Genomic DNA, 20,908 nt, shown 5'->3' with positions numbered 1-20,908 from the left:
AAATATTACAAGAATTATTACTTCTTGATTAGCGAACTATTTATTTAAGATTGTTTCCATTTGCTGTTGCAATTCTAGAGCTTTAACTGCTGCTGCTTTAGCAAAATCTTCTTCTTTAGAAGCATATATTATGCCTCTAGAAGAATTTATTAATAACCCAATATTCTCACTCATTCCATATTTACATACATCTTGTAAGTTTCCGCCTTGAGCTCCAACGCCAGGAACTAATAAAAAGTTATTAGGTATTATTTTCCTAATATCTGCTAAGTATTCAGCTTTAGTAGCACCTACAACATACATTAGATTTTGAGCATTATTCCAAGATTTAGACGTTTGCAATACTTGCTTATACAACTCTTTTCCTTCTACAGCTTTTGTTTGAAAATCGAACGCTCCTTTATTAGAAGTTAATGCCAACATAATAGTGTGCTTGTCTTTAAATGCTAAGAATGGTTCTACTGAATCTTTCCCCATATATGGTGCTACAGTAACACTATCGAAAGCTAAATCTTCAAAAAAAGCTTTAGCATACATTGTACTTGTATTTCCTATATCTCCTCTTTTAGCGTCTGCTATTGTGAAAATCTCTGGATGCTTCTCATTTAGGTACTTAATTGTTTTTTCTAATGATTTCCATCCTTTAATTCCATAAGCTTCATAAAATGCTGTATTAGGCTTGTAGGCTACACATAAATGGTGTGTAGCATCAATAATGGCTTTATTAAACTCAAAGATTGGATCTTCAGTTTCTAATAAATATTGTGGAATCTTATTTAAATCAACATCCAATCCTATACACAGGAAAGAGTTTTTCTTTTTGATTTGGTTTGTAAGTTCTTGTGTTGTCATTTTTTGGAACTAATTAATCGATATGATATGAAATATTAAAATTTGTTACTTCATTAATACTACTAAATTTAAAATTATACAATTCATATATTTCTGGGTTCATAAAATGGACATATATAAAATCTTCTTCTTTTGTTATAGTAATTTTACCTTCTACAATTGTCTCTTTAATAAGGTCACTATTAAATTCATTGTTTAGCAAATTAGTACCCCAAATAATTTGATTGAATATCATTTCTTTATTTTCATCAAAATTAAGGGCTCTATCATATAAAAAATCCATTGACATACTAAAACTATCACAGCCTCCTCGAGTTATACTTAAAAACCAATGATCATTTAAGATTATTTCAGCAGTTTTAGCTTCATCATCCCAAGTATAACCTTCTAATTCTTTAATCCCTTTTAAAAAATCATCTGTTTGAGTTGCTTGATCAAAAATACAGTCTTCAATTATTTTAGAAACTTTACTTTCTGCTTCTACTTTTGTTTGTTTAACTGCCTCAGTTTTTAAAACAGAATGTTTATTGGGGTTTTTATTTTCATTTTTTTCACAACCAAAAAGCATGATAATTAATGTGCAGAATATTACGTTTTTCATTTTGTCACATATTTCACAAAATAACTACTAAGCTATTTTTAAAGTTTTGATTTATAAAAAAGCCTCTAAAAAAGAGGCTTGCATTTACATAACATCATTATTAGCCTTTAGTTTTTCAGTATTTTCAGCTAACATTAGTTCGTCTATTATTTTTTGAATATCACCATTTACAATATTTGACAGATCGTAAAGGGTTAGCCCTATTCTATGATCTGTTACACGGCCTTGAGGATAATTATAAGTTCTAATTTTAGCACTTCTATCGCCACTAGTAACCATTGTTCCTCTTAAAGCAGCATCTTCTTCCATTTTCTTTGCCAACTCTAAATCATATAAACGAGAGCGTAATACTTTAAAGGCTTTTTCCTTATTTTTATGTTGAGATTTTTGATCTTGACATTGGGCTACTAAACCAGTTGGAACGTGTGTTAAACGCACAGCAGAATATGTGGTATTTACCGATTGCCCTCCAGGTCCAGATGAACAGAAAAAATCAATTCTTACATCTTTAGGATTAATTTCCACATCAAATTCTTCCGCTTCTGGAAATACCATAACAGTAGCTGCACTAGTATGCACACGACCTTGAGTCTCTGTTTGAGGTACACGTTGTACTCGATGTACTCCTGCTTCGAACTTTAATGTTCCATATACATCTTCTCCTGAAACTTCAAATTGAATTTCCTTGAATCCTCCATTTGTACCTTCAGAAAAATCTACTGTATCTACTTTCCAACCTCTTCCTTCACAATATTTTGTATACATCCTAAACAAATCGCCTGCAAAAATACTAGCTTCATCTCCACCAGTTCCTGCTCGTAACTCGACCACAGCATTCTTTGCATCTTGAGGATCTTTTGGTATCAATAACACTTTAATTTCTTCTTCTAAAGCAGGAATACCTTCTTTAGCTTCATCATATTGCATTTTAGCCATATCAACCATTTCAGCATCACTTCCATCTGCAATGATTTCTTCAGCTTCAGCTAGGTTATTTGTAAGCTCTATATATAGTTCCCGTTTATCCATTAATAAACGTAAATCTTTGTATTCTCTATTTAGTTCAACATAACGTTTTTGATCTGTAATAATATCTGGTTGAATGATTAAATCACTAACCTCATCAAAACGTTGTTTTACTATTTGTAATTTCTCTAACATCTATCTTAAAATTGTGCTGCTAAAGTACAATAATTTATGTATTTGTGCTATTTAATAAACTTAGTAATAAAGTATAAAAAAATGAAGTCTATAAAAATATATAACATCTTTTTACGTTAGTATAATTATTATGCTAAACCGATTTCGCGCTATATTATTATATTACAGGCCTCTTGCTATTTGGTCTTTTGCTGTAACAATATTACTAACTATATATAGTCCAGATATAATTAGCGCCTTACTTACTAAATTATTCTTAGTTATTCTTTTTTGGTTAATGATTAACGATAAAAGTATGCGTAAAAAATTACGGTTTTATAAAATGGTTGGTGTCTCGAATTTTAAGCTAGTAACAATACTTTATTTATTTGACTGCTTTATTACATGCTGCTTTTTAATGCTTATTAAAGGTTTTATTTAAATTCGTTATCTGATTCCAAAAGCACATCATCTTTTTCTTCTGTTTCTACTGCATACCTCACCATAAACATTAAAGCTATAATATATGCTACTGTATCTAAGTAACTAGAAAACGTTTGTTCAATAAAAGAAGCAATAAACCAAGCAACATCTGCTATAATGAAAGCGAAAATAAAATACAAAAAGTATAATGATCTTTTGCTATTATACCTAAAATTATAATTAACAGACATACTACTCATAGCAATAAGTAAAATTCCAAAGAAAAAGAACAATAGTTGGTCTGTATTATCTATTAAAGGTGTGGAGTTTCCTAAAATTATATTATACAGCAATAATACATTTAAAGTGATAACTATAAAAAAGAAAAATAATATGTATTTATTTCCTTTTAACAACTCAAACTTATTCATTATTCGCCTAGCAAATATTAAATAAGCTAAAACTCTAATTATTGGTATTATTTTACTAACAATATTTTCTGAATAAAAAAGCCCCAATATATCGGTGACCATAAAAAGAATAAATGCATAAAAAATCATCTTATCTCTTACTTTACTATAATATAGAAAGATTAAAAGATAAACACACACAGCTATTAACTCTACCATTTCTTTAATTTGAATAGAAGAGTTAGCTATAACATAAATACTTAGAAGTATTAAAATTACAGTAATTGAATACAATACTTTTTTATACACTAAAAAATTTATTTATGGTTAGAAACAATTACTTTAATTAAAGATCAATCTTCAATTAACAAAACATCATCTTGATTTTTAGTATCCAATGCATATAAAATAATAAAACATAATGCTACTAAATAAAATAAGATATCAAAATAAAATGCAGAATTGGAATCTAAGTAATATGCAATAAACCAACATGCATCTGATAGAACTAATGCAAAAACAAAATAGAGATAATAAATTGAGCGATTAGTGCCATATCTAAAATTATAATTTAATGCAGCAATACATACCGCAACATTTATTGAGCCATAAACAATATAAACGGCACTTTCTATATAATTATTAATTTTTAAAAACGTAGACCATACTGTTTGATAGACGAGTAATAAGTTTAGTAAAATTACTACTCCTAAGAAAAAGTATATTGGTTTGTTAATCTTTTTAAACTTTATTTTTTTTATAACTTCTTTAATTATAAAAAAATAAGAAATTAATTTTATTAAGGGGCCAATTATACTTACTAATCCTTTTTCAAAAAACAACCCAAGAATATCTACAGATATGAGAAGACTAAAAACCAACAAGATATTCTTATTCTTAGCCCCACTATAATATATAAAAACTAAAAAATAAGCACCTATAGAGATAAGCCTTATTAATCGCCTTTCATAATACCCGTAAGTATTAATTAAAAAGATATTAATAAGAACAAGTACTATGGTTAGGGTAATTAGTACTTTCTTTAACAAAAGATTGGTTTAACTATTGGTTAAACTAAATATAGTGAAATAAAATTAATATTCAAAAATACCGTATTCACTTTTAATTGTTAGTTTTTTAGAAATTGAAGCTTCTACCTTACCAATTATTTGTGCTTTAACATTATAGCTTTGAGAAATTGTTATAATTTCTTCTGCTATTTCTGGCGAAACATATAACTCCATTCTATGACCACAGTTAAAAACTTGATACATCTCTTTCCAATCTGTTTTAGATTGCTCTTGTATTAATTTAAATAATGGAGGGATTGGAAATAAATTATCTTTTACTATATGCAAATCATTAATAAAATGAAGAATTTTTGTTTGCGCTCCTCCAGAACAATGCACCATACCATGAATGGTTCCCGAGTTATATTTAGACAGTATTTCTTTTATAATAGGAGCATAAGTTCTTGTAGGTGACAACACTAATTTCCCCGCATCTATAGGACTATTTTCTACAGTATCTGTTAACTTCATACGTCCTGAATACACCAAATCTTCTGGCACAGCAGCATCAAAGCTTTCTGGGTATTTTTTTGCTAAATAATTATCAAAAACATCATGTCTAGCTGAAGTTAAACCATTACTTCCCATACCGCCATTGTATTCTTTTTCATAGGTAGCTTGTCCAAAACTTTCTAATCCAACAATAACATCACCTGCTTTAATATTTGCATTATCAATAACATCTTTTCGCTTCATTCTTGCCGTTACTGTAGAGTCTACAATAATAGTACGAACCAAATCACCTACGTCTGCAGTTTCTCCTCCAGTAGAATGAATGGTAACTCCATGTGATTTTAAATCGGAAATTAATTCTTCAGTACCATTAATAATAGCAGCGATAACATCACCTGTAATTAGATTTTTATTTCTTCCTATAGTAGATGACAACATAATATTATCTGTTGCTCCAACACACAATAAGTCATCAATATTCATTATCAAAGCATCTTGAGCAATACCTTTCCAAACAGAAATATCTCCAGTTTCTTTCCAGTACATGTATGCTAATGCGCTTTTAGTTCCTGCACCATCTGCATGCATTATCAAACAATAGTCATCATCATTAGTAAGATAGTCTGGAACAATCTTACAAAAAGCTTTAGGAAACAAACCTTTATCTATAGTTTTGATCGCATTATGCACATCTTCTTTTGATGCTGATACTCCTCTTTGACTGTAACGCTTACTTATATCTTGACTCATAGTTGTGTATTGAACTGCAAAGATATTTATAAATAAAAAGCACACAAATTATATTGCGTGCTTCTTTTCAATTAAGTTTATTAAATTATCAATCCCAGTCTGGCATTGATCCAGCACTAAATTGTTGACTTTCTTCATTAGAAACTCCAAATTGATATGTCATTACAATTGGTATCGCAGAAATATTATTCAAAACCCTAGTAAAAATAAGAGAACCTTCATCTGGTGAATACTTTACATCTAAATCATTTTCTCCTGAAACTGTTCCTGATGGCAATTGCGTGCTAACTAAACTCGCTACATCAAAAAGAAATATTCTACTTTCAAACTGACGATAATTTGCATTTTCTGAACCCGAAACATCTCTTGTATATACTATTTCATTTCCATTAGCAGTAATATCGATACCTCCTAAAGCTCCTGAAAGGTTTTCAACAACAACTGTCTCTTCCATCCCTGTAGATAATCTTACGGTAAAAATTCTTGCGTTATATCCATCTGACGTATTGGTTTTTAATAGTAATAAATCACTATCTAATAACGTTTCTTGCACTTCAGAAATAAAAGAACCATCTGTTGTTTGGTATATTTGAGAAACACCGCTTCCGTTAGGATTTATTTGATACAATTTATCAAAATTAGGATAATATAATTTACTTCCATTTTGTGCCCAACAAAAATCTAAATGATCTGCTCGAAACCCTGCAACTGGAATAGAAGAAGTTGCTTGTGTTTTATTAGATCCATCACTATTCATGACAAAAAGATGCGTGTTACCTCCAACTGTTCTAAAATATGCTATTTTATTAAGCGTTGTATTTGCTCTAGGTCTAAAGCTATTATTGGTCTCACTTGTAAGTTTTAATAAATCAACATCTATTATTATTCCTGTACCATCATTAGTACTTTTTTTACCTGAATAAATAACACTATTCCCATTCTCCTCTTTAACAAACACTAATGGATTATCTGGCACAGTAATAGTTGTAAATTGACTAACTGGAGATACAACCTCATCATTAATACCATCACTTACTTTTACTTGCCAAAAATAAGTAGTAGATAACTCTAGATTTGTTGCTAGATAAAAAGTATCTTGAGCTGTTTCAAATAATTCAACATCATTTGTAATACCATTTCTCAACTCTAAAACATATGTTAATTCATCATTAGAATCTGGATCTGAAGCTTCCCAAGTAAATTCTACATCCAATGATACTTCTGTAGATAAATCTTCAGGAAATACTAAATTAGGAGTTGTTGGTGGTTGATTATTTGCGTTAGATGTAATTAATTCAAAAGCAACTGTAGCTGCAGCATCTTCTATAACCGTAGCAGACTCAAAAGAGGTTACATAACCTCCCAATTCTGCTTGAACTGAATAGGTTTGAACTTCTACATTATTTAAAACAAAGTTACCCTCATCATCTGTAAAAGTAGTACTAGAAGAAGGATTTGTAGATATTTTTACGTTTTCCAATGGTGTATTCGTGCCTTCACTTACCACTTTACCATTTATAGAACCAACTTTAACACCGTCAATCTGATTTTCACTACATGCTGTAAAAAACAGTATGGTAGCAAAAAACAAGACTATATTTTTAATCGTTTTCATTTTCAATTTTTTTATATTAATTCTGGCCATCTTCTTCTTGTTTCTCTTCTGCTTTTTTAGCCTTATCATTATACAAGGCTTTTTCTATATTCTGCCTTTTTATTTTTTTTAGTTCTTTTCTTCTCTCTCGCTCTTTTGCTCTTTCAATATCTTTTTTAGTATTATAATTTCCTATATAAAAATTTAATCCTAAACCAACTTTAAAATACATATCATCTCTTTCTCCTCTTTCTAAACCATCAACAAGATCACTAAAAACCATATTATTTTCTGCAAAAAGAGCAATTCCTATTCTATCGGTAACTAAATACTCTAAGCCTCCACCAAATTGAATTTTTGGATCAATATTATTAAAATCGTTAGAAATATTAGTTCCTCCGCCTATATATATATATGGCGATAGTTTATCAAATGGAATAATATTATACTCCAAATTAGCATCTATAGACACAAAACTTTTATTAAATAAATTCTCATTTGCTAAATTAAATTTGTTAACGCTAAGATTTAAATTAAAATGTTTATTAATGTATCTTTTATACCCTATACTTGTATTTAATTTATATTGCGAATTCACATAATCACCATTTATTTTTGTAGCTCCTATTGATCCGCTTATAACATTTTCTGTTCTTCTTTTAAAAGTAAATCTATTGAACAAATGTGTTGAATTAGCCTCTTCTAACTCTTTATTATAATTATCTATAATTAAATTATCAACTTCTTCTCCAGCTTTTGTTTTCCAATATCCATCTTTTATACCTTCAACAATAAGATCATGAACAGCTTTTTCTATAGCATCTTTTACAGCTAGTTGTACTGGTTCGTTTTGAGTGAACCCTGTTTCTGCTTCTAGCAACCTTTGAAACTTAACAAAACGAAATAGACTAACATCAACAGCTTGAGACAATATTGTTTTAGACACATAAATCGTCTTCAAAATCTCACCACTACTTGTAGATACAGCTCTTAGATAAACCGTAATTCTATCTTGCCTATATCTTGCAGATCCTCCAACCCCAAAATATCTTGCTCCTGCTCCACCAGTAACAATATTGGTATCATAAGATATAATACCACCTTCAAGCATTAATCCGGCATATAATAATGGTGGCAGTGGTGGTTCATTAGGGTTTAATCCTTTAATATATTCTTGTTTTGTATTTCTTATAATATTCCGTTCTGTAGAAAGGTTATTAAAATTTTCTCTCTCTACAGGAACAAACCATCCAGAGTCTCCTAGAGCTTTTATAAGTATAGTTGTTGCACCTTGAGTTACAGCTGTACTAAAAGTACTACCAGATTCAACCGCTTTATACTGTCCAGTTTGATCACTAAAATTATATACAGCAATTTCTACTGGGTCTTTAGCAGGTGGTAAATCTAAAAGAATATTTGTGGATTTTGAATACTCTCCAATTCTAGAAGGTTCTTGTGTAAATGGTTGATTAAAATATGTACCACAAGAGCTAATAAACAAGCATACAAAAACGTAGGTTGCAGATTTAAGGTAATTATTCATATAATCTAATTAGGGGTTAGGAACAATAACTTGAGTTTCTTCTCCATTAGAAGTATCCAGAATATTAATCACTAAGCCTTCTTCCGAATCAAATATTTCAACATTAAGAGAACCAAAAGTAAATGTTCCTTCTTGATTAAAGTCTCCAACAGCCTGAAGCTGTTGAGATAATAAAGATCTCGAAATTTGGTTTAAAACTTGTTGATTTAAACTTGCCCCAAACCTGTCTAAAGCTGACTGTTGTGTTCTCGCTGTTGTTGGTTCTTCAAATCCGTTTTGAGCAGTTGCAGAACTCAATAACCAATTGTAATTAAATGTTTCTCCTCCAAAAGCAGGATTTAATGGTTTATAACTAAACTGCTGTGCTACAGCTATAGTTGTAGTTGTAGTTATAAAAAATAACATAAAAAATAACTTAAGTTTCATTTTTAATAGCGTGTTAAGGTTTGTTTTTGTCTTTGTAATTGTTGTAAATATATAAGGCATCTTTTTAAACTAGTAAAGGCCATTTCTTTTAAATAATCCTTTTTGGGTCTTGCAAAAAATTGCCATACTAATTGCCCATCTACTTTTACAGATATTCTAGTGCTTCTTCTTTGCCCTGGCACTTCTTCAATTACTATATTTTTAGGGCTTTTAATCTGTCTATTATAATATTCTGAGTAAAAGTAACGATAAAAATCTCTACCTGATTTAGTTAATGTTTTTTGTATAACAAGACCTTCTAGAAACACTCCGTCCTTAGCAGATGTATCTTGGTCTTGAGAATTCTTTTTACTTTCTATTTCTTTTACTCTTTCTTTACTTAATTCTATATTTAGTCCAACTTCATTTTTTTTACCAGTTATTACTATCCGGTCTTTTCCAATGGCTCCTTGAGTTTTATCATTACTAATTGGATATATTAATAATAATATTATTATTTTATCCTTAGAGCTTACATTTACATTTACTGAAGATAATACTTTTTTATCACTACCATTAAAAAAAAAGCGGTTGTCCTGTTTAGAATTAGATGTATTACCATTACTATCTGTTTTATAAACAGTAAATTCATATCTCAAACTAAGATCAGAAGGTGTTAAATTTTCTGCCGTAGCAGTAAAGGTAAAAAACTCACTTGTTTTATCTATTTTAATAACTGCTTTAACCTCTTTATTAAAGTATTTTTGCGCAGATATATTTATACACACATTTAGAAATACAATAAGTAAAACAGTTTCTTTTAGTTTCATTTTTATTTAAAACTCCTTATAATAATTGTTGGAGATGCTGCTGTTTGAGTGAATTTAATATTTTTAGACATTTGATTAGTCCCAAATCTTTCAAAATTCAAATTATCTCCATTTTGCTGTAAATCTAAAGACACATCTTGATTTGTATCAATAGCATAATCTAATACATAATTGTTATCGCCATTTTGCTGTAAATCTGTAAATACAGATTTCACTTGATATATTAAATTTGCATCATTATCATTTCCATTTTGTAAAACATTAATATCTGATGTTTGTGCTGCTACAGCTACAGTTGCCTGATTAGACTCACCTATTTGCGTTAAAAACACAGAGCTTCCCTGAGGAGCGGTTGTGATACTTTGTGGTGCATTAAAAAAAGAGTTAAATACTCCAGCTGAAACATTTGTACCATTAACAGTTACAGATTCATTATCATTTACATCATCAGAATAAGTTTGGCTTACACTAATTTGAGCACATAAAAAGCAAATTACAAAAAGACATCTTAATTTATTTTTAATCTGATTCATTTTGTTATAATTTATTATTTATACAAAACATTATTATTAAATTCCAGTAATAATGTTCTCTAATTTATATTTTTTTATTTAAATAAAAAAGGAGAGTGCTTGCTATATAGTCACTCTCCTTTTATATTTTATGTATAAGATTTATTAAAAACCCTATCACTTATCCTATACTAGTATCCTAGATACATGGAGCTGGACATGGATCGTCAATAACGATATCATCCAAAGGACTAGGACAGTTTAAGTCTTTTGGCGCTTGGAAATCACAATTTTCACCATCAGCAGCAAAATCTCCATCAGGACCTAACTGTAATACATTAGCCATGTTACCCATTCCATTTTGAGTAATGTTAGCCATATGACCAGCACCACCTTGAGACTTCTGTACTAATAACGCTTGGTTACCATCTCCTGTTTGAGAAGTGAAACCTGTATTTAAATCATCTTGGTAAGTACTAACTAAGTTATTACTACCTCCATACTGACCTGAGAATACAGTGTTACCGCTTCCCATTTGTCTTTGATACACTATGTTTCCTGTACCAGGAGCATATTGATTAACTGTAGCGTTATTATCACTACCATATTGATCTTGACGAACGATACCACCATCTCCATCTTGATCAGAGAAAGCTGTGTTATCATCTCCATATTGATTTTGCTCAACATAGTTATTTACACCAGGTCCAGTAATAGCATGCTGTACTGCTGTTGCATTGTTACCACCTCCAACTTGACGTTGTCTCGCTTTATTATCAGAAGATGATTGATCTACAGTAGCAGTGTTACCAGCATAAGCTCCTATAGAGTTTTGCTTTTGGTCAGCCTTGTTATTGTAATCTGTTTGTGTAGCATATATTGTGTTACCATCACCATCTTGCTTAGCCCAACTTTGGTTATTAGTACCAGTTTGGCTAATTGTAGCACTGTTACCAGTATCTGTATATCTACCAAGGTTTTGTATAACTTCAGACTTATTAGCCGAACCTGCTTGATCAATGTCTACAGAACCTGCTATTCCATCTTGATGAGAACTAGCTTCGTTTGCATCGCCATCTTGATCAATTGTAGTAGCACTACCAGATCCACCATGTTGCTCAACTCTAGCTTTGTTATCATAACTACCATCATCATTTTTTCCTTGATTAATAGTAACAGAATTACCAGTTGGTGCTGGCCAGCTAATACCTTGCTCTACATAAGCTTGGTTATTAGTTCCTTCTTGATCAACTGCAGAGCTATTAGCGTCTCCTTGTTGCCATATTTGAGCTTTGTTTGAACCTAAACCAGAGCCATTACCTTGTGTAACATCGGAAGTTAAGTTTGTACCAGCTTGTCTTACGTATACTCTTTGATCATCACCAGATTGTGTAGAGTTAGAAGAGTTTTGCGCGAATATTGCGCCCGAGAATAATAGTGCCGCAGCACCGAAAAATAATTTTTTCATGTTAAATATATATTGATTAATAGCATTCCAAATATATAGAATTTAATCAATACAAAAATTAATATAACATTAAAATAAAGCCACTTCAACTGTTTTTTCGATTAGTTATTTACTAACATCGATGAAACGCACTTAGATGTAAGAAAAAACTTATTTTTAAAAAAATAAACATTCAGTTTTTTTAGCTCTTTTTATACGTAGAACTACGTATAAAATAAGAGTTTACAGTACTTTTCAAGCAACTACAATTCATCTCACAATTACAACAAAAATCTTATAAAAACGATAATAATTTAACACCATAATACACAGCCACTCTTCTATCTAAAAATCTATTTACCTACCTTTTCTTTCGTCTATTATTGTTAATTATATTCAAAACTAATTAAAATAAATATATTTTAATATTTAATCGTATTCGATACAATATGATATAGATTTATAAACAAAATCTGATATAATAAAAAACATGTTCATAGTAAATCGCAATTGTTTGATTATAATTAATCTCTAATCAAATCCTTGTAAAAAGAAAAAAGGCAGTAATTTAAAATTACTGCCTTTAATTTATCAATTCTGTAACGCTATTTATCTAGGACGTCACATTTATTAGTTAAATTCCCTTTCTGCTAAAGCACTCTCTTAAATTAAATACATGGTGCTGGACATGGGTCATCAATAACCACATCATTTAAAGGAGACGGACAATTTAATGTCTCTGGCTGTTGGAAATCACAGTTCTCTGCATCATTAACAAAATCTCCACCTGGTCCTAATTGCAACACATTTGCCATATTACCAGTACCATTTTGAACAATAGCTGCATTATGACCTAAACCACCTTGAGATTTTTGAACTAATAATGCTTGATTATTATCTCCTCCTGTTTGATGCACTGTACCATAATTGTTATCATCTTGATATGTGCTAGCTATATTTCCATCTCCATTGGTTTGGTCAGTAAATATTGTATTACCATCTCCAATTTGTCTTTGATACGACTTAGAATTTGTAGCTCCTCCATATTGCCAGTTAGTTGCCGAGTTACCATCACCTTCCTGATCTGTACGAGCATAATTAAAACTATTTTGATTTGAAACATAACCAAAGTTATTATTTCCAGTTTGGTTTAACTCAGAAATATTATCGTTACCTGTTTGCCAAAAGACACCATTATTATTATCTCCAGTTTGTCTCATCCTACCATTTTGTCTCTCACCAAATTGATTAACAAGTGCATTATTTCCAACACCTGTAAGCGGAGAAGTTTGAACAACATCAGATTTATTATCTACACCATCTTGATTAGCTGTTAAGACATTTCCATTACCAAGCTGATAACTATATTCTTGATTACCAGAACCTAATTGAGTTACAGTAGCTATATTATTACTTCCACTATCCAATTCATATGCTTGAAAAGTAGCAGAACTATTTCCTGTACCATCTTGGGTAACAGTAGCAGTATTAGTCTCATTATCTTGATGAACATAAGCTTCATTCAAATTCCCATCTTGATTTATTGTCGACATATTACCAGCTCCATTATGTTGAACAGTTCTTGCCTTATTATCTGCACTTGCAGTATTATTAAGTCCCTGATTTACATTTGAGGTTTGACTATCGCCTTCTTGATACCCCCAAGACTGATTATTAGTCCCCATTTGATTAACATTAGCAATACTTCCATCTCCGTATTGCCATATTGCAGCCTTATTTGAACCCAACCCAGAGCCGTTACTTTGTGTAACATCAGAAGTTAAGTTAGTACCAGCCTGTCTTACGTATACTCTTTGGTCGTCGCCAGATTGATTAGAGTTTGAAGTGTTTTGCGCGAATATTGCGCCCGAGAATAATAGTGCCGCAGCACCGAAAAATAGTTTTTTCATGTTAAATATATATTGATTAATAGCATTCCAAATATATAGAATTTAATCAATACAAAGTTTAATAAAACATTAAAACAAAGTCAATTCAACTGTTTTTTCGATTAGCTATTTACTAACATCGATGAAATGCATTTAAATTTAAAAAAAACGTAATCACAAAAAAACCTTCTATTACAAAGTTGTCTGCCACGTGTAACTACTTAGTAAACAGCAGCTCACGGTACTTTGTAAGCGGCCACAACTCATCATCTACTAACAATTCTAACTTATCGCAATCGTAACGAATAGTATCTAAAAACGGTTTCACTTTATCACAATACACAATAGCTTTCGTTTCTACGTCATCTATTTTATTTGCTTTTTTTCTAGTTTCCGTCATTTTAGTAACATTTGTATTTATTGAAACTATATGTTTAGAAATATCTTCAATTAAAACCAACTGTGCTTTAGCGAATTCTTTAAATTTTTCTCCATATATAACCTTTAGACCTTTAACATTTTCTATCAATATATTTTGATACTTAACTGCTGTTGGCACAATATGATTTCTCGCAATATCCCCAAGCACACGTCCTTCTATTTGAAGCCTCATAATATACTCTTCCATTTCAATCTCGTAACGTGCTTCTATTTCAACCTCATTCATTATATCCAAATCTTTATATAATGCAATAGCTTTTTTAGACACTTTAGCTTTTAAAGCTTCAGGTGTTGTTTTATTATTACTTAAACCTCTTTTTTTAGCTTCTTTCTCCCAAGCTTCACCATAACCATTGCCTTCAAACAAAATACGCTTCGATTGCTTAATATACTCTCTTAAGATATTGAACACCGCTTCATCTTTCTTTAAATCCTTTTTATCTATAAGCGTATCTACCTCTATTTTAAAATCAATTAATTGTTTTGCTACAATTGCATTTAACAGCGTCATTGGATTTGCACAGTTTGCTTTTGACCCAACAGCTCTAAACTCAAATTTATTACCTGTAAAAGCAAAAGGAGATGTTCTATTCCTATCGGTGTTATCTAAAAGTATTTCAGGAATCTTGCCTACTACATTTAATTTGAGATCTGTTTTTTCCTGAGGAGATAATTTCCCTGTGGTCACATTTTCAAGTTCATTTAAAACACCTGTTAATTGCTCACCTATAAAAACAGAAATAATTGCAGGTGGCGCTTCATTTGCTCCTAAACGATGATCATTACTAGCAGAAGCTATGGCAGCACGAAGTAATTCTTCATTATCATAAACAGCCTTGATAGTATTAATAAAAAACGTTAGAAACTGAAGATTACTCATTGGTGTTTTTCCAGGACTCAACAAATTAACTCCGGTATCTGTACTTAAACTCCAATTATTATGCTTACCAGACCCATTTATTCCTTTAAAAGGTTTTTCATGAAACAATACTTTAAAACTATGGCGCTCTGCTACTTTATCCATAACATCCATTAATAATGCATTATGGTCTACTGCTAAATTAGCCTCCTCGTATATAGGCGCTAATTCAAATTGATTTGGAGCAACCTCATTATGCCTTGTCTTAACTGGAATCCCTAACAACATGCACTCGGTTTCTAAATCCCTCATATATGCCATTGCCCTGTTGGGGATAGTACCAAAATAATGATCATCTAACTGCTGACCTTTAGCGGACGCATGCCCCAACAAAGTTCTTCCTGTTAACAATATATCTGGACGTGATGACACTAAAGCACTATCGATTAAAAAATATTCTTGTTCCCAACCCAAAGAGGCATTTACTTTCTTTACATTTTTATCAAAATATTTACAAACCGCTACTGCTGCAGAATCAACAGCATGTAATGCTCTTAACAAAGGAGTCTTATAATCTAAAGCTTCTCCTGTATAGGCAACAAAAACTGTAGGGATACACAACGTTGTACCATATATAAATGCTGGAGATGTTGGATCCCATGCCGTGTAACCTCTTGCTTCAAAAGTATTACGAATGCCTCCATTAGGGAAACTAGACGCATCTGGTTCCTGCTGCACTAGTTGACTTCCTCCAAATTTTTCAATAGCATCATTATTTTCGATAGTTTCGAAAAAAGCATCATGCTTTTCTGCTGTAGCTCCTGTTAATGGCTGAAACCAATGTGTATAATGCGTTACACCTTTAGACAAAGCCCAATCCTTCATTGCAGATGCAATTTGATCTGCTATCCCTCTTTCTATTTTTGCTCCTTTTTCAATAGCATTAATAAGACTAACATAGGCATCATTAGTTAATGTTTGACGCATTTTTTTATAATCGTAAACATTTTGTCCAAACAATTCTGAACGCTTTTCTTCTTCATTAACCACAACTGGCTTTCTATTTAATGTTTCTTTTAAAGCAAAAAATCTAAGAGTCGACATATTTTTGGTGTTTTTTTTACAAATATATCAATTTAACTCTATTTTTTTAACTTAAAAACATCATACCCTAAAAAAAACAGGGTTATTAACACTCATTTGATAATTTTTATTTTTTTTACCTCTATTTTTTATGGGTTAATTAAATTTCATTTTATATTTGCACCTTAATTATTAATATTATCTGTAATTATTATGAGTAAATCTAAATTAGAGTATATCTGGTTAGATGGTTACAAACCAACACAGAATATGAGAAGCAAAACTAAAGTTGAAGAAAACTTTAGTGGCAAATTAGAAGATTGTCCAATTTGGTCTTTTGATGGATCTTCAACAAAACAAGCTTCAGGAGGCGCTTCTGACTGCTTATTAAAACCTGTTGCTATTTATCCAGACCCTGCAAGAAAGGATGGCTTTTTAGTAATGACAGAAGTATTAAATGCTGATGGTACACCACATGAAACAAATGCAAGAGCTACTATTGAAGATGATGACAACGACTTTTGGTTTGGTTTTGAACAAGAGTATTTTATTATGGACAAGGAAACCCAATTACCTTTAGGTTTCCCTATTGGTGGTTATCCTGGACCTCAAGGAATGTACTATTGCTCTGTTGGCGGAAGAAATACACACGGAAGAGATTTTGTTGAAGAACATGCCGATCTTTGTATTGCTGCAGGATTAAATTTTGAAGGCATAAATCAAGAAGTAGCTTCTGGACAATGGGAATACCAATTATTTGCAAAAGGCGCTAAAATTGCTGGTGACGAGATTTGGATCTCTAGATACTTATTAGACCGCTTAACAGAACAATATGGCTATTACATTGAATACCACCCAAAACCTGTAAAAGGAGATTGGAATGGCTCTGGTATGCATGCTAATTTCTCAAATACAGTTTTAAGAACTTGTGGTTCTCAAGAAACATACGAGAAAATCTGTGAAGCATTTAGACCTGTTGTAAAAGAACATATGGCTGTATATGGCGAATTTAACAATGAGCGTTTAACTGGTTTACACGAAACTGCACACGTAGATGATTTTTCTTATGGTGTTTCAGATCGTGGCGCATCTATAAGAATTCCAATTATTACAGTAGAAAAAGGCTGGAAAGGCTGGTTAGAAGATCGTCGTCCAGCATCTAATGGTGATCCATACAAAATTGCTGGTCGTATTATAAAAACGGTTAAATCTGCTAATATTAGCTAGATAATTAATACTGTTAAATCCAAAAAAAAGCGTTTGAAAATTTCAAACGCTTTTTTTATTTATATATTTTTTTTAAAGAAATGCAGTATATATAAACACACAGTATCCTATTACTAACAATAACCCTTTGTAACGACTTATCTGCATTCTTTTTGGTATTAATATTAATAGAATCAAAATAGCAGCGAATGATATCATCCAAAAAATATCGTTATCTAAAATCTTAGTATCTGTCACAGGTATTGTTTTTACAATAGAAGTTAAACCCAACACAGACCCTATATTAAAAATATTAGATCCTATTAAATTACCCAAAGACAATGCCTTTTCCTGTTTTGCCGCCGCAATAACTGAAGCAGCTAATTCTGGCACACTAGTTCCAATAGCAATAACAGTAACTGCTATAACCGCATCACTAACTCCTATAGCTTTTGCTAAATCTTTTGCACCATCTACCAACCAAACTGATCCAAAATACAATGCAGCAGCTCCTATAACTAACCATAACAATATTTTAGCATTTGACACAATCGCTAAAGCATCATCAACTTCCTCTGTAACATCTTCACTTTTAGCATTTTTTAATAAAATAACTATAAAGAGTATTAAACTACAAAACAGAATAACACCTTCAATCTGAGTTAAAAACCCATCATTATTTAAAAAATAATATAGCATAAATGAAAAAATCATCATTGCTGGCCAATTCAAAATATAAAATGATTTATCTACTGCAATTGCCCCAATCAAAGCAGTTATACCCAATACCAAACCTATATTTGCAATATTAGATCCAACAACATTATTTATTGCTATAGCTGGAGAACCACTTAACGCGGCTTGCAAACTGACTAATAATTCTGGTGCCGAAGTAGCAAAAGAAACAACAGTCATACCAATAACCATCTTAGATATATTAAATTTTAAAGACAATCCCACTGATGCTTTCACCAAAAAGTCTCCACCAACAACTAGTAAGATTAACCCTAAAATAACCCAAAGAATACTCATGAATTTTGATTTTTATTTTTGCGAAGATACCATAAGATTATAAATAAGTAAAGAATGATTTCGTGTTAAAAAAACTATAAAAATAGTTACATAACTATTAAAATAGTTGTATAACTACAAAAATAGTTATAGGTTTGTTGTAGATTAAAATATATTATGGAAAAGTTAACAAACAAAGAAGAAGAGATAATGCATATTCTATGGAAGCTCGAAAAAGCTTTTGTAAAAGATATTTTAGCAGAAATTGATGGTGAAAAACCACACTACAACACACTTTCTACAATGGTTAGAAACCTAGAAGAAAAAGGTTTTGTAAGCTATAATGCATATGGAAAAACACACCAGTACTACCCTATTATAGAAAAAGACATTTATAGAAAGCGTTTTTTAAACACCACTATTGAAAATTACTTTAACAATTCTTATAAAAATATGGTGTCCTTTTTCGCTAAAGAAGAAAAGATAAGTGTAGATGAATTGAAAGAGATAATAGATTTAATTGAAAAAAGGAAATAATTATGGACTATTTATTAAAAGCAAACGCAATTATAATTCTATTCTATTTATGCTATAAATTGTTTCTACAAAAAGAAACCTTTTTTGAGTCTAATCGTTATTTTTTATTAGCTGGTATTGCAGCAGCCTCAATAACGCCATTTATTGTCATCCCTATTTATATTGAAAAGAATTTAAATACAAACTTCAACATAGAATCTATTCAAACTATAACGCAAACAGAAACTATAGAAACATTCTCTTTCTTAAATGCTATTACATGGGTTTATTTTATTGGAGTTGGACTTTTTACTATTAAGTTTTTGATTGAATTAATATCCCTACTAAATATTATAATTAAAAACAAAAGAGAAAAACAAGGTAAGTATACCTTTATAGAGACCAATAAAGAACACTCTCCTTTCTCTTTTTTTAAATTTATTGTTTATAATCCTGAGCATTTCACTGTCAATGAATTAAATCACATTATTCTTCATGAAAAAATACACGCAAAGCAATACCATTCTATAGATATATTAATAACAAAAATAGCTACAATACTATTTTGGTTTAACCCATTTATATGGTTATACAACAAGTCTTTAAAACAAAATCTAGAATTTATTGCAGACGAGAAGACTCAAAATAAAGTTGAAAACTCAAAAACATACCAAACCCTTTTACTAAAAACGCTTGTACCAAAGCACCAATTGGTACTTGTAAACAATTTTTACAATTCATTAATAAAAAAACGAATCATTATGTTACACAAATCAAAATCAAACAAATTAAACACCTGGAAGTATTCTCTAATCCTTCCTTTACTAGCGCTCTTTTAATGAGCTTTAATACAAGAGAGGTTATTATCCCTATAGAAAATGAAATAGCTTCTATAAACCAGGTTGGCGAAGTAGAAATTGTCATAATATCTAAAGATGCATCAGATGCAGAATTAGAAAAGATAAAAAAGCAATTCAAAAAACAAGGTTTTTCTTTAGAATTTAAAGGTTTAAAAAGAAATAAAAACAATGAAATTACTAAAATTAAAATTTCTGCAAAATCTAAAAATTCAAAAGCCAAATATGAAGCCGATAGCAAGGAACCCATTCCAAATATTAGCATAAAATTTGACAGTAATGATGATAGTATTTCTATTGGGAGCGACTCTAAATCATCTAACGAATTTCATTTTTCATCAAAACATGGTAACGGGCATACAAAACACACAACTCACATAAAACACTCAAATTACGAAAAACATGATGTAAACGAAGAGCACGAAGAACATCAAGAAAGCGAAGAGCATGAAGAACATGAAATAAAAGAATCAAAATCTAATGTTTTCGTGTTTTCAAGTAATGATAATAATAGCGGCAACAATGAAGACATAGAAGTAATTATTGAAAACGGTAAGCATAAGGTTAAAAGATCAAAAAATGATGGTAATGTTTTTATTATCAAAGAAACTGATAAACATAAAGGAAAACATACAGAAGATATTACCATTATAAAAGAACAAAATGGAAACACTGTAAAAAAAGAGGTCATTATTAATGGTGATTCAGGTGGAAAAACGATTATTGAAGATGACCATATTATTAATATTAATTCTAATGGAAACAAAGGCAATATAATGTTCACCTCTGATACTAACAAAAACCCACTTATAATTTATGACGGCAAGCAAATAAGTAAAGACAAATTAAAAGATCTAGACTCAAAAAAAATTAAAAGTATTAATGTACTAAAAGGTGAAAGCGCTACAAGTCTTCATGGAGAAAAAGGAAAAGACGGTGTAATTATTATCTCCTCAAAAGAATAATGAATAACTCTAAAAAAAGCCCAAGTTAAAACTTGGGTTTTTTAATTTTCA

19 protein-coding genes are annotated in these 20,908 nt (G+C 30.6%); 4 read left to right on the top strand and 15 right to left on the bottom strand.

Annotated features, from left to right (window positions below):
* Positions 1-36: 36 nt before the first annotated feature.
* From pyrF to Q0997_RS12145, 14 genes are all read right to left on the bottom strand, one after another.
* Positions 37-852 carry an orotidine-5'-phosphate decarboxylase gene (gene pyrF / locus Q0997_RS12210; RefSeq protein ID WP_299889245.1) on the bottom strand — a complete coding sequence of 272 codons (816 nt, stop codon included), beginning with the start codon at positions 850-852 and terminating at the stop codon, positions 37-39.
* Between the two features lie 13 nt (positions 853-865).
* The gene (locus tag Q0997_RS12205; RefSeq protein ID WP_299889243.1) at positions 866-1,453 is read right to left on the bottom strand and encodes a hypothetical protein; all 588 of its coding nucleotides are present in this window, start codon (positions 1,451-1,453) and stop codon (positions 866-868) included.
* Positions 1,454-1,537: 84 nt separating this feature from the next.
* Positions 1,538-2,614, bottom strand: a complete 1,077-nt coding sequence (gene prfA, locus Q0997_RS12200; RefSeq protein ID WP_299889241.1) for a peptide chain release factor 1 — start codon at positions 2,612-2,614, stop codon at positions 1,538-1,540.
* Between the two features lie 413 nt (positions 2,615-3,027).
* On the bottom strand, positions 3,028-3,735 hold the full coding sequence (locus tag Q0997_RS12195; protein WP_299889240.1) for a hypothetical protein: 708 nt from the start codon (positions 3,733-3,735) through the stop codon (positions 3,028-3,030).
* 44 nt (positions 3,736-3,779) lie between these two features.
* On the bottom strand, positions 3,780-4,475 hold the full coding sequence (locus Q0997_RS12190; protein ID WP_299889238.1) for a hypothetical protein: 696 nt from the start codon (positions 4,473-4,475) through the stop codon (positions 3,780-3,782).
* Positions 4,476-4,520: 45 nt separating this feature from the next.
* On the bottom strand, positions 4,521-5,699 hold the full coding sequence (locus tag Q0997_RS12185) for an AIR synthase related protein (protein ID WP_299889237.1): 1,179 nt from the start codon (positions 5,697-5,699) through the stop codon (positions 4,521-4,523).
* A gap of 88 nt (positions 5,700-5,787) precedes the next feature.
* The gene (locus Q0997_RS12180; protein ID WP_299889235.1) at positions 5,788-7,314 is read right to left on the bottom strand and encodes a carboxypeptidase regulatory-like domain-containing protein; all 1,527 of its coding nucleotides are present in this window, start codon (positions 7,312-7,314) and stop codon (positions 5,788-5,790) included.
* A gap of 16 nt (positions 7,315-7,330) precedes the next feature.
* A complete protein-coding gene (locus tag Q0997_RS12175) occupies positions 7,331-8,836 on the bottom strand; it encodes a CsgG/HfaB family protein (RefSeq protein WP_299889234.1) in 1,506 nt (501 codons plus the stop codon).
* Positions 8,837-8,845: 9 nt separating this feature from the next.
* Complete coding sequence (locus Q0997_RS12170) at positions 8,846-9,262, bottom strand: curli production assembly/transport component CsgF (RefSeq protein WP_299889232.1); 417 nt, start codon at positions 9,260-9,262, stop codon at positions 8,846-8,848.
* Between the two features lie 2 nt (positions 9,263-9,264).
* Positions 9,265-10,071: a CsgE family curli-type amyloid fiber assembly protein gene (locus Q0997_RS12165; RefSeq protein ID WP_299889230.1), complete on the bottom strand. Its 807-nt coding sequence runs from the start codon at positions 10,069-10,071 to the stop codon at positions 9,265-9,267.
* A 2-nt stretch (positions 10,072-10,073) separates the two neighbouring features.
* Positions 10,074-10,604: a hypothetical protein gene (locus tag Q0997_RS12160; protein WP_299889228.1), complete on the bottom strand. Its 531-nt coding sequence runs from the start codon at positions 10,602-10,604 to the stop codon at positions 10,074-10,076.
* A gap of 178 nt (positions 10,605-10,782) precedes the next feature.
* Complete coding sequence (locus tag Q0997_RS12155; protein WP_299889226.1) at positions 10,783-12,051, bottom strand: hypothetical protein; 1,269 nt, start codon at positions 12,049-12,051, stop codon at positions 10,783-10,785.
* 647 nt (positions 12,052-12,698) lie between these two features.
* Positions 12,699-13,940 carry a hypothetical protein gene (locus tag Q0997_RS12150; RefSeq protein WP_299889224.1) on the bottom strand — a complete coding sequence of 414 codons (1,242 nt, stop codon included), beginning with the start codon at positions 13,938-13,940 and terminating at the stop codon, positions 12,699-12,701.
* A gap of 196 nt (positions 13,941-14,136) precedes the next feature.
* Positions 14,137-16,323 carry a glutamine synthetase III gene (locus tag Q0997_RS12145; RefSeq protein WP_299889222.1) on the bottom strand — a complete coding sequence of 729 codons (2,187 nt, stop codon included), beginning with the start codon at positions 16,321-16,323 and terminating at the stop codon, positions 14,137-14,139.
* A gap of 192 nt (positions 16,324-16,515) precedes the next feature.
* Here Q0997_RS12145 and Q0997_RS12140 point away from each other — a divergent pair, with 192 nt between their 5' ends.
* Complete coding sequence (locus Q0997_RS12140; protein ID WP_299889220.1) at positions 16,516-17,529, top strand: glutamine synthetase beta-grasp domain-containing protein; 1,014 nt, start codon at positions 16,516-16,518, stop codon at positions 17,527-17,529.
* Positions 17,530-17,601: 72 nt separating this feature from the next.
* On the opposite strand, the gene Q0997_RS12135 is transcribed toward Q0997_RS12140, so the two are convergent.
* Positions 17,602-18,540, bottom strand: a complete 939-nt coding sequence (locus tag Q0997_RS12135; protein ID WP_299889218.1) for a calcium/sodium antiporter — start codon at positions 18,538-18,540, stop codon at positions 17,602-17,604.
* Between the two features lie 156 nt (positions 18,541-18,696).
* Here Q0997_RS12135 and Q0997_RS12130 point away from each other — a divergent pair, with 156 nt between their 5' ends.
* The 3 genes from Q0997_RS12130 to Q0997_RS12120 are packed head-to-tail and all read left to right on the top strand — an operon-like array spanning position 18,697 to position 20,857.
* The gene (locus Q0997_RS12130; RefSeq protein ID WP_299889216.1) at positions 18,697-19,056 is read left to right on the top strand and encodes a BlaI/MecI/CopY family transcriptional regulator; all 360 of its coding nucleotides are present in this window, start codon (positions 18,697-18,699) and stop codon (positions 19,054-19,056) included.
* A 2-nt stretch (positions 19,057-19,058) separates the two neighbouring features.
* Positions 19,059-19,874 (top strand): M56 family metallopeptidase, encoded by an 816-nt coding sequence (locus tag Q0997_RS12125; protein WP_299889214.1) that lies wholly within the window; start codon positions 19,059-19,061, stop codon positions 19,872-19,874.
* Entirely contained in the window at positions 19,874-20,857 is a 984-nt protein-coding gene (locus tag Q0997_RS12120) for a hypothetical protein (protein WP_299889212.1), read from the top strand. The genes Q0997_RS12125 and Q0997_RS12120 overlap by 1 nt, the downstream gene beginning before the upstream one ends.
* Positions 20,858-20,908 lie beyond the last annotated feature (51 nt).

This window comes from uncultured Lacinutrix sp. (assembly GCF_947500325.1).
Taxonomy (GTDB): domain Bacteria; phylum Bacteroidota; class Bacteroidia; order Flavobacteriales; family Flavobacteriaceae; genus Lacinutrix.
Note: the sequence above shows the minus strand (reverse complement) of the source record. Positions and strands in the feature narration are given on the sequence as shown.